Origin of the sequence: Candidatus Providencia siddallii, from assembly GCF_964026685.1 — a bacterium.
Lineage (GTDB): Bacteria > Pseudomonadota > Gammaproteobacteria > Enterobacterales > Enterobacteriaceae > Providencia_A > Providencia_A siddallii_A.
The window spans coordinates 389,522-401,392 of sequence record NZ_OZ034688.1; the positions used below are offsets into that span (position 1 = coordinate 389,522).

11 protein-coding genes are annotated in these 11,871 nt (G+C 23.5%); 3 read left to right on the forward strand and 8 right to left on the reverse strand.

From position 1 onward, the window contains the following. Positions 1-150 precede the first annotated feature (150 nt). Positions 151-444: a co-chaperone GroES gene (locus AAGD61_RS01655; protein WP_341764723.1), complete on the forward strand. Its 294-nt coding sequence runs from the start codon at positions 151-153 to the stop codon at positions 442-444. Between the two features lie 35 nt (positions 445-479). Next, on the forward strand, positions 480-2,129 hold the full coding sequence (gene groL / locus AAGD61_RS01660) for a chaperonin GroEL (RefSeq protein ID WP_341764724.1): 1,650 nt from the start codon (positions 480-482) through the stop codon (positions 2,127-2,129). Positions 2,130-2,252: 123 nt separating this feature from the next. On the opposite strand, the gene epmB is transcribed toward groL, so the two are convergent. After that, positions 2,253-3,275: an EF-P beta-lysylation protein EpmB gene (gene epmB / locus AAGD61_RS01665; protein ID WP_341764725.1), complete on the reverse strand. Its 1,023-nt coding sequence runs from the start codon at positions 3,273-3,275 to the stop codon at positions 2,253-2,255. Between the two features lie 33 nt (positions 3,276-3,308). On the opposite strand from epmB, the gene efp reads away from it, so the two are divergent. Next, entirely contained in the window at positions 3,309-3,878 is a 570-nt protein-coding gene (efp, locus tag AAGD61_RS01670; RefSeq protein WP_341764726.1) for an elongation factor P, read from the forward strand. A 121-nt stretch (positions 3,879-3,999) separates the two neighbouring features. Here efp and frdD read toward each other — a convergent pair whose 3' ends face one another. The 7 genes from frdD to AAGD61_RS01705 all read right to left on the reverse strand — a co-directional run bounded on the left by frdD (position 4,000) and on the right by AAGD61_RS01705 (position 11,788). Then, on the reverse strand, positions 4,000-4,353 hold the full coding sequence (gene frdD / locus AAGD61_RS01675) for a fumarate reductase subunit FrdD (protein ID WP_341764727.1): 354 nt from the start codon (positions 4,351-4,353) through the stop codon (positions 4,000-4,002). A 15-nt stretch (positions 4,354-4,368) separates the two neighbouring features. Then, on the reverse strand, positions 4,369-4,764 hold the full coding sequence (gene frdC / locus AAGD61_RS01680) for a fumarate reductase subunit FrdC (RefSeq protein WP_341764728.1): 396 nt from the start codon (positions 4,762-4,764) through the stop codon (positions 4,369-4,371). Next, positions 4,748-5,515, reverse strand: coding sequence for a succinate dehydrogenase/fumarate reductase iron-sulfur subunit (locus AAGD61_RS01685; RefSeq protein WP_341764729.1), 768 nt, complete (start codon positions 5,513-5,515; stop codon positions 4,748-4,750). Before AAGD61_RS01685 ends, frdC begins: the two co-directional genes overlap by 17 nt. Before the next feature lie 24 nt (positions 5,516-5,539). Further along, positions 5,540-7,303, reverse strand: coding sequence for a fumarate reductase (quinol) flavoprotein subunit (gene frdA / locus AAGD61_RS01690; RefSeq protein WP_341764730.1), 1,764 nt, complete (start codon positions 7,301-7,303; stop codon positions 5,540-5,542). Between the two features lie 482 nt (positions 7,304-7,785). Continuing rightward, positions 7,786-8,550 (reverse strand): triose-phosphate isomerase, encoded by a 765-nt coding sequence (gene tpiA / locus AAGD61_RS01695; protein WP_341764731.1) that lies wholly within the window; start codon positions 8,548-8,550, stop codon positions 7,786-7,788. Between the two features lie 322 nt (positions 8,551-8,872). Further along, positions 8,873-10,324, reverse strand: a complete 1,452-nt coding sequence (locus tag AAGD61_RS01700; RefSeq protein WP_341764732.1) for a TrkH family potassium uptake protein — start codon at positions 10,322-10,324, stop codon at positions 8,873-8,875. Positions 10,325-11,269: 945 nt separating this feature from the next. After that, entirely contained in the window at positions 11,270-11,788 is a 519-nt protein-coding gene (locus tag AAGD61_RS01705) for a DedA family protein (RefSeq protein WP_341764733.1), read from the reverse strand. Positions 11,789-11,871 lie beyond the last annotated feature (83 nt).

Consider the following 11,871-nt stretch of genomic DNA (forward strand, 5'->3'; position numbering starts at 1 on the left):
AAAAATAATTATATAAAAATAAAAAAAATAATAACACCCCACTTGAAAACTGTTTGTATAACCCCCAAATGTTATCAAACATGATACTAATTTTTCTTATAGTATCAGTTCTTTTTAAGTAAAAACTTTGTTTATTTAGAGGAATTGTTAATGAAAATTCGCCCATTGTATGATCGTGTTATTGTAAAACGTAAAGAAGTTGAATCTAAATCAGCTGGTGGAATTGTATTAACTGGAACAGCAGCAGGGAAATCAAATCATGGCGAAGTACTTGCTGTAGGTAATGGACGTGTTCTCGAAAATGGTGAGATTAAAATACCAGATGTAAAAGTTGGCGATATCGTAATTTTTAACGATGGTTATGGTGTAAAAGTCGAAAAAATTAATAACGAAGAAGTATTAATAATGTCAGAAAGTGAAATTTTAGCGATTGTTGAAGCATAATTTCTTAATAAAATAAAAGTTAAAAGGAATAGATAATGGCAGCTAAAGACGTTAAATTTGGTAGTGATGCACGTACGAAGATGCTTCGTGGTGTTAACATTCTTGCTGATGCAGTAAAAGTAACTTTAGGACCTAAAGGACGTAATGTAATTCTTGATAAATCTTTTGGTTCGCCTGTTATAACTAAAGATGGAGTATCTGTAGCACGTGAAATAGAATTAGATGATAAATTTGAAAACATGGGTGCACAGATGGTAAAAGAAGTAGCTTCTAAAGCAAATGATTCATCCGGTGACGGGACAACAACAGCTACTGTTTTAGCACAATCAATTGTTGCTGAAGGACTAAAAGCAGTTGCTGCTGGAATGGATCCTATGGATTTAAAACGTGGTATAGATAAAGCTGTATTAGCAGCTGTTGAAGGATTAAAAGAACTATCTGTTCCTTGTTCAGATAGTAAATCAATTGCTCAAGTTGGTACTATATCTGCAAATTCTGATGAAACTGTAGGTAAATTAATTGCAGAAGCTATGAAAAAAGTAGGAAAAGAAGGAGTAATTACTGTAGAAGAAGGTACAGGATTAGATGATGAACTTGATGTAGTAGAAGGAATGCAATTTGATCGTGGATATTTATCACCTTATTTTATTAATAAAGCAGAGACTGGTTCTGTTGAATTAGAAAACCCATTTATTTTATTAGTTGATAAGAAAATTTCTAATATTCGCGAATTATTACCTATATTAGAAAATGTTGCAAAAGTAAGTAAATCTCTTCTTATTATAGCTGAAGATGTTGAAGGAGAAGCATTAGCAACATTAGTTGTTAATACTATTCGCGGGATAGTAAAAGTAGCAGCTGTAAAAGCACCAGGATTTGGTGATCGTCGTAAAGCAATGTTACAAGATATAGCTACATTAACTAACGGAACAGTTATTTCAGAAGAAATTGGGATGGAATTAGAAAAAGCAACATTAGAAGATTTAGGCCAAGCAAAAAAAATTGTTATAAATAAAGATACTACAACTATTATAGATGGATTAGGTAAAGAAACTGCTATTGCAGGACGTATTATTCAAATTCGTCAACAAATAGAAGAATCAACTTCAGATTATGATCGTGAAAAATTACAAGAACGCGTTGCTAAATTAGCTGGTGGTGTTGCAGTAATAAAAGTAGGTGCAGCAACTGAAGTTGAAATGAAAGCAAAACGCGCTCGTGTTGATGATGCATTACATGCTACAAGAGCTGCTGTAGAAGAAGGAGTTGTTGCTGGTGGTGGTACCGCTCTTGTTCGTGTTGCAACTAAATTAGAAACATTAAAAGGTGATAACGAAGAACAAAATGTTGGTATACGTGTTGCATTACGTGCAATGGAAGCTCCTATGCGTCAAATAGTTACAAATGCAGGAGAAGAAGCATCAGTTATAGTTAACAATGTAAAAGCAGCTAAAGGTAATGAAGGATATAATGCTGTAACAGCTAACTATGGCGATATGATTAAAATGGGAATTTTAGATCCAACTAAGGTTACACGTTCTGCTCTTCAATTTGCTGCTTCTGTAGCAGGTTTAATGATTACTACTGAAGCTATGATTGCCGATCTTCCTAAATCAAATACATCTGATTCAAATGTAACAGGTGGAATGGGTGGTGGAATGAACGGGATGAATGGAATGATGTAATATATTTATATAATTAATATTTTTAAATTTTTAAATATCGGTATTAACATTTTAGTTGTACCGATATTTTTTTCAAAAAATATTTTTAAAAAATCAAATATTTAAAACAAAAAAAATAATTCATTAATTTAAATTAATATCTAGTAAAATTTTACTTAATTTACCGGCTTTTTCTTTTACAAGTTTTGGTACAAGATACCCAGATAGCTTAGTTAATAATTCTCTTATTAATCTTTTTGCTTTAGCATCTGTAACTAAAAAATGATATGTTCCTTGAACTTTATCTAATACATGCAAATAATAAGGTAAAATTCCAACATCAAATAATGAATTACTTAAATTTAATAATGTATTAGTATTATCATTTATTCGTTTTAATAAAACACTTTGATTAAGTAAGATAATATTAGATTGTTTTAATTTCTTCATTGCGAAAGCGAATTCTTCATCAATTTCATTAGCATGATTAATATGAGTAACAAAAATTATTTGCAATCGTGAATTCGATAATATTTTACATAAATTATCAGTGATACGTTCCGGTATTACAATTGGAAACCTAGTATGTATTCTAAGACGTTTTATATGTGTAATTTTTTCAATTTTTTTTATTATTCAATATATTTCGTGATCTTTCGCAATTAATGGATCACCTCCTGATAAAATAACTTCATCTAACATAATATGTTTTTTTATATAATTTATTGCAAACAACCAATTTTTTTTATTTCCTTTGTTATTTTTATATGGAAAATTTTTACGAAAACAATAACGACAATTTAATGCACATCTTCCTTTTACTATAAGTAAAACTCTATTATAATATTTATGTAATAATCCTGGTATTTTATTAAAATGTTCCATATTAGGATCAATTGAAAAATTAATTTTTGTTTTTAATTCGTTTTTTACAGATAAAATCTGCAATAATAATGGATCTAAAGGATCTCCTTTTTTTATTTTATTTAAAAAATGTAATGGTACGTACAAAGGAAATGTTTTATCATTATTAATGATTTTATTTAAAACTTGATTATTTTTTAAATTAAGTAATTCTAGTAATTTATTTGAATCAGTAACTACTTCAGTTAATTTTTGCATTCAATTTTCTTTATATATTTTTTTATTATTTATAATATTATTCATTTTAAATTATTTTCTATAAAATCAGGAGAATCTATGATCACTTATAATACTAATGAATTTTGTTCCGGACTTAAAATTATATTAGATAAAGAACCTTCTGTAATTCTTAATGCCGAATTTGTTAAACCTGGAAAAGGTCAGGCATTTGTACGTGTACGTATTAAAAAATTAATTTCTAAAAAAATTTTAGAAAAAATATTCAAAACAACTGATTATGTTGAATCTGCTAATATTACGGAAATAAATTTAACTTATTTATATAATGATAATGAATTATGGTATTTTATAAATAATAAAACTTTTGAACAATTATCAGCAGATAAAAAATCTGTTGGTTCTAATGCTAAATGGCTTATTCATCAAATAGATTGTTGTATAACATTATGGAATGGACATCCAATTATAGTAACACCTCCAAATTTTATTGAATTAAAAGTTATTAGTACAAGTCCTTATATAAAAGGTAACACAGTAAATGGATCTAGTAAACAAGCAATTTTAAATACAGGAGCAATTGTCAAAGTTCCTTCATTTATTAAAAAAAATGAAATAATTCGTGTAGATACTCGTTCTGGAGAATATATTTCACGTATAAAATCCTAAAAAAATAACTATAATTATTTTTAATAAAAAATATTTTTTTACAAAATTATAAAATTATAAAATTATAAAAAATAAATACCAAACAACAATTAAAATTGTATGATATTTATCAAAAATAATTTTATAAAATAAATAAAGAAAAAAACGCAATTACATTCACAATTATTGTTATACCATAAAATATTATTTTAGATCTAGGTATATAAAATTTTATATCATTCAAAGTGTGATAAATGCGATGCATTCCACACCATATAGGTAAAACAATCATAAAAAAAATAAAAAAACTACCTATAATACTTTTACAAAAAATTAAATTTCTTTCATAACAAGATAATTTAGGTATCAAATCAAATGGGATTAAAAATCCTACTAAAATAATAATTATAGGACTAATAAGAGAACTCCACATTCCACCAAAACTAAATAACAACCAAAAAATAGGTTCATTAGAACGTTTATAATTTAAATTCATTAAAAATCTCCAATATTAAAATATAAATGATATGATTAAAATCATACTAGTGATTAAAATCATTAATATCCAAAGAATTTTAACAATAGTTAACTCAGAAATTTTTTTATCTTTTATAACAATATTAATTGCTTTTGGAATTAAGTTAAACCACGTAATACTATGAAAAAAAGCAGCAATAATCGTAAAAATATTTATTATAATTACAATTGGGTGTTTTAAAAAATTAATAAAATCAATCCAAAATTCATTACCATTTTTTAACATTAAAATCCCAAATAATAATAAAATACTAAACCAAACTTGAAAAATTGATGCAAATTCACGTATAATATATCTTTTATAAAAATTATTTGTTTTCCACCAATTACTTTTTATTTTATTTATATATGGTTTACGTTTTGTTATCATAATTTTTATTTTCCTTATTATATGGTTTTATTATTGATATTGCAAAATCTTGAGCACTAGTTATTTTGCATTGTTGTATAGCAGAAGCTGGATCTATATTTTTAGGACATACTTCAGAACAATAACCTACAAAAGTACAATTCCACACACCATTATTATCATTTAAAATATGACTTCTTTCCTTAATACCATAATCACGATCATCTTTATTATATCGCTCTGCTAATGTTATTGCTGCAGGACCTATAAAATTTAAATTCAAACCAAATTGAGGACATGCAGAATAACAAAGACCGCAATTAATACATCCAGAAAATTTATGATATTTATTCATTTTAGTTGAAGTTTGAATATTTACACCATCTGATATTTTACGATTATTTCCAATGATATAAGGTTTTATCTTTTCTATATGTTTAATAAGTATTTTAATATCAACGATAAGATCTCGCTCAATTGGAAAATTAGTTAATGCTTCAACGTTTATATTATCATTATAATCACGTAAAAATGTTTTACATGCTAATTTAGGAATATTATTAACCATCACGCCGCAAGAACCACATATCGCCATACGACAAGACCAACGATAAGAAAAATCATTTGAAAAATTATCTTTTATATAATTCAATGCATCCAATAATGATGTTTGTTCATCATAAGGAACTTTATATGTTATAAAATATGGTTTTTTATCTTTTTCAGGATTATAGCGCATAACTTTTATTTTTGAATATTTTGTATTAATCATTATTAACCTACTTTTATTTTTTTATTATTCAGATAATTCATTACCATAAACACGTTTAGCAGGATTTAATTTAGTAATTTTTACATCTGAATACTCAATTCGTGGAATTTCGTTATTATTATAAAATGCTAATGTATGTTTTAAAAAATTTTTGTTATCACATAAAATATAATTTTCATCTAATCTCTGATGAGCACCACGAGATTCTTTGCGATTAATTGCAGAATGTACTATACATTCAGCTATATCTAAACCAAAACCTAATTCTATTACGCAAAATAAATTAGTATTATATACACTACTTTGATCAATAATTTTTATATGTTTAAAACGTTCTTTTAATTCAGATATTTTATATGATAATTTTTCCATTAAATTTGCTGTACGATAGATTCCACAATATTCTTCCATTGAAAAACAAAGTTCATTACGAATTTTAACAAAATTTTCTGTTCCATTTTGATTTAATAATTTATTAAATGTATTTTTTATATCAGATACATATGATTTTGTTATATAATTATTTACTACATTAACTTCTTCTATATAGCTAACTGCTTCTTCACCAGCAAGTCTACCAAATACAACTAATTCAGCTAATGAATTAGAACCTAAACGATTTGCACCATGCAATCCAATAGATGAACATTCGCCAACTGCAAACAAACCATTAATACGAGTTTTAGTTAAATTATTAGTTTCAATCCCACCCATTGTATAATGAGCAGTTGGACGAACAGGAATTGGGCTATTTACTGGGTTTATACCAATATAAGATTTAGCAAGTTCACAAATAAATGGTAATCTTTCATATAGTTTTTTTTCACCAATATGTCTTAAATCTAAATGAACTACATCACCTAAATTAGTATTAATAGTTTTACCTGCACGCCATTCATGCCAAAATGCTTGTGATATTTTATCACGAGGACCTAATTCCATATATTTATTTTCAGGTTTTCCTAATAGTGTTTCTGGTCCTAAACCATAATCTTGTAAATAACGATATCCATCTTTATTTATAAGAACCCCACCTTCACCACGACAACCTTCTGTTATTAATATACCTGTACCAGGTAGACCTGTTGGGTGATATTGTATAAATTCCATATCACGTAATGGAATACCATGACGAAAAGCAATACACATACCATCACCTGTTACAATCCCACCATTTGTATTATAATGATACAAACGACAAGCCCCACCAGTTGCTATTATTATAGCTTTAGCATTAATTTGAATTATTTTCCCTTCCATCATATCAATTGCAATTAAACCATGTATTTGATTTTCATCTACAATAATATCTAAAACAAAAAATTCATCAAATCTTTTAATTTGAGAATATTTTAAAGATGTTTGAAACAATGTATGAAGTATATGAAATCCTGTTTTATCTGCAGCAAACCATGTACGTTCAATTTTCATTCCTCCAAAACGACGAACATTAATTTCTCCATTTTTTTTTCTACTTCATGGACACCCCCATAATTCAAGTTGAGTCATTTCTATTGGACAATGTTTAACAAAATATTCAACGACATCTTGTTCGCATAACCAATCTCCTCCGGAAACAGTGTCATTAAAATGATAATCATAAGAATCATGAGATTGAATAACAGCTGCTGACCCTCCTTCTGCTGCAACAGTATGACTACGCATTGGGTATACTTTTGAAATTATAGAAATTTTAATGTTATTATTCTTTTCAGCAGCAGCAATAGCTGCACGTAATCCAGCTCCACCAGACCCAATAATTGCTAAATCAGTATTTATTATATTCATTTTAAACCTCCAAATATTTAAAAATAAATTAAAATTTTAATTTTTAATTTATATATTTATTTTATTTTTTTGTTTTTTTTTTTAAATATTTATTTTAAGCAAAATAAATAATTATGAATATATATTATGATTTTTGATGATTATTTAAATTATATTATTATTTATAATAAAATATATTATTTTAAAATATTTTTTTTAATTTTAATTAATATCTATTACATATAAATAATTTAAAATTTTTAAAAAATTCATAATAATATGTAAAATAATTAATTTTAAATTAAAATTAATTATTTATAAATGTATTTATGTTTCTTATAAAGAATAAAATATATAAATAATATTTTATATAAAATTTTTTTTAATTATTATTAATATAATTATTTATAAAATTTTTTTTTAAAATTAATAAATAGTTATATGTAAAAATAAAAATCTAACGTTTTAACATAATAAAAATAATTTAAAAGATATGATTATTTTTAATATTTTGCTTTTTTTGCACATTGTATAATTGTAATAAATGCATCTGTATCTAATGAAGATCTACCAATTAACGCCCCATCAACATCTTTTTGTGAAAATATTTCAAAAGCATTATTAGTATCTACAGAACCACCATATAGAATAAGTATTTGTTCTGCTATAGTATTATCTCTTTTAGCAAAATAAGAACGAATAAAATAATGAACTGATTGTATTTGCGTTGGGGTTGCTGATTTATTTTTACCTATCGCCCAAATTGGTTCATAAGCAATTACTGAATTCTTAAAAACTTCTATTCCTAATAGTTTTATTATAGCATTAATTTGATATTCACATTTTTCTTTTGTTTTTCCAGTATTCTTTTCAATTTCTGTTTCTCCTATACATAGGATAGGTATTAAACCTTCATTTAATACTATAGAAAATTTTTTAGCGATAATTTCATCAAATTCATTATGAAAAAAACGACGTTCTGAATGTCCTATAATTACATATTTTACACCTATATCATTAAGCATTTTAACTGAAATTTCACCTGTAAATGCACCTGATAAATTTACATCAACATTTTGCGAAGCTAATGAAATATAATTATTATAAATTGCATATTTAGCATTAGTTAAATAAACAACTGGCGGTGCTATTGCTATATTACACTCGTTAGTATTTTTAACTTTTTTACATACATTTGTAATAATATCGTTAACAGTATTTTTATTACCATTTAACTTTCAATTTCCAACTATTAAAAGATTACGCATATTTTTCTCAGAGTTTATTTTTTTAAGATCATTTTTTTATATAAATAATATAATTTATTAAAAAAATTTACATTAATTTAAACAAATTATATTTAAATACTAATAACTTTTATAATATAAAATTAAAATAATATATATAAAAAAATTTATGTTTTTTTAAATTTTAAAATAATTTATAAAGAATATTATAATATATTTAATAATTTATATAAATAATATTTTATAAAATTATTATTTTATATTTTTATATAACTATTATAATTATTTTTTTATATTATTAAATAACTATTTTTTAATTCAAATATAAAATATTAAAAACATTTTATTTTTTCCAAAAAGTAGGTGTTAATAATACTAATATAGTAAAAATTTCTAAACGACCAAATAACATTGTAAATATTAATATCCATTTACCAATGGGGTTCATAGTTGAGAAGTTATCAGTAAATAAACCTAAAGCTGGACCTAAATTATTTAATGTTGTTGTAACTGCAGAAAAAGCTGAAATTTCATCTACATTTATTGAAACTAATGCTAAAAAACTAGTTATAAAAACTAATAAATATGCAGAAAAAAACCCCCATACAGCTTCAATTATTCTTTCTGGTAAAATTCTTGATCCAATTTTAATTGGATATATTGCATTAGGATGAACTAATCTTTTTAATTCACGAAAACATTGTAATAAAAGTAATAAAACACGAATAACTTTTAATCCCCCACCTGTTGATCCAGCACAACCTCCAAAAAATGACATACATATTATTAGCAATGGTAAAAACAATGGCCATTCTGCAAAATTACAACTGGTAAAGCCTGCGGTAGTTGTCATTGATACAATTTGAAAAAAAGATTGATTTAAAGTTTTCCAAAAACTATCATAAACTGAATGATAATAAAGAATTAATGTACAAATCAATGCAAACACAAATTGAAAAATAATAAATGTTTTAAATTCAAGATCTTGTAAATAAATACGTAAATTACGATTACTTAATGCTGCAAAATGTAAACTAAAATTACATCCTGAAACAATTAAAAAAAATATAACTATAATATTTATTTTTGAACTATTAAAATAACCTAAACTTGCATCATGAGTTGAAAAACCACCGTTTGCAACTATTGCAAAACTATGTGTAATAGCATCAAATACACCCATCCCCGCAAACCATAAAGATATTGAACAAGAAATAGTTATAAAAACATAAATTATCCAAAGTGTTTTAGCGGTTTCTGCAATTCTTGGTCTAATTTTATTTTCTTTTAATGGACCAGGCATTTCAGCTCTATAAAGCTGCATTCCACCAACACCTAATAATGGTAAAATAGCAACAGTTAATACTATTATCCCCATACCTCCAAACCATTGTAAAATTTGGCGATAAAACAAAATAGCTTTAGGTAAAAAATCTAATCCTACAAAATTTGTTGCACCTGTAGTTGTTAATCCAGAAAAAGACTCAAAAAAAGCATCTGTAATAGATATATTAGGTGTTTTTAAATAAATAAAAGGCAATGCACCAATACTACCTAAAACTAACCAAAACAAAACAACTATTAAAAATCCGTCTTTTACTCTAAATTCTTCTTTATTTTTACGTGTTGGAAACCATAAAAAAAAACCAATTAATATAGTTGTTAAAAATGTTTTTCTAAAAACTTGCGTTGAACCATCAGAATAAATAATTGCTATAATAGTAGGCACTATCATAGTAAAAGAAAACATTATAATAAGAAGTCCAACAACACGTATAATTGCACGAAAATGCATTATAAAAAACTCATTTTAATTAAAATTTACTTTTAAATTTTTTTTGCAAAATAATCCAAAATAATTATTATATATTATTATGATATATTTAATACTAATTAAATATTTTAAAAAATATAAAAATTAAAATAATAAAAATCTATAGTAATAATCTTAGATTATAAAAAAATTAAATTATATAATTTAATTTTTTAGATATTTTATATTTTTATATAAAATTTATTAATTTTATTAAATATCAATTTATGATAAATTTATTAAATAATTTAAAATAATTATTTTATTAAAAAATAATTATAAAATAAATATTATATTACATAATTTTAAAAAAAATTTTAAAGATTAACAAATAATATTACATAAATATTATATTTAAATTATTTTTTTTTGTATATTAATAATAAAATTATTTATTTTTACATATAATAAAAAACTAATTTTTATATAAAAAAAACAAATATAATTTAATTAAAACATTTAATTAAATTATATTTGTTAATAGTTATTTTGAATATAAAAAATTTAATATTTATAATTTTAAATTTTCTAAAATTATAAAGTATTGTATAATAATTATAATTATTTTATAAAAATAAATAAATTTGTATTAAAATATATATAATATTATTATATTTTATAATTTTTAAAAGATAAATAATCTTAATATAAGTATAAATATATATTTTATTTTAATAATATATTTCATATAAAATATATTTTAATTTCATAATCCAATATTACATAATTAATTTTTTATTTAATATTTATTTAAAATTAATTTTTTATGTAATTTAATATTGAAAATTATATTTTTTTAAAAACTCCTTAAAAATTAAATTAAATATTATTTTTTTATTAATTGTATTTTATATTATTATTAATATTTTATTATTAATATTATTATTTTAAATAATATAATTAATAATCATTATATTATTAATATAATTAACGAAACCAATGTATCCATAATAATCCAGGAGATAATATACTAAATGCCCATATAACAGAAGAAAAAATATTTATAAATTGAAAGTAATATTTTGGCATATTATAAATCCCAGCTATCAATGGGACTATAGCTCTAAATGCTCCAAAAAATCGACTAAAAAAAACACACCATATACCCCAACGTTTAAAAAAAATATATCCTTTATCAATTATTTTAGAATTATAAGAAAATGGCCATATATTTCTAATATTTTCTTTATAACGAAATCCAAACCAATAAGAAAACCAATCACCAAAAAATGCACCTAATGATGTCGATATTAAAACTGGCCAAAATAAAGTATTACTTTTACTAATAAAAACACCTAAACAAATCAATATTATCGTTGCTGGAAATAACAAAGAAATAAATACTAATGATTCACAAAACGCAAGAAAAAAAACTATAAGTACAAGTAACATTTTATGTTCTTGATTATATTTTAATATAATTATTGTTATTTCATTAAAATTCAAATTATTATTCCTATAATAAATGAAATATTCTAAAATTAATTTATTAAAAAAACAATAACTATTATATAAAACACTTATTTTTT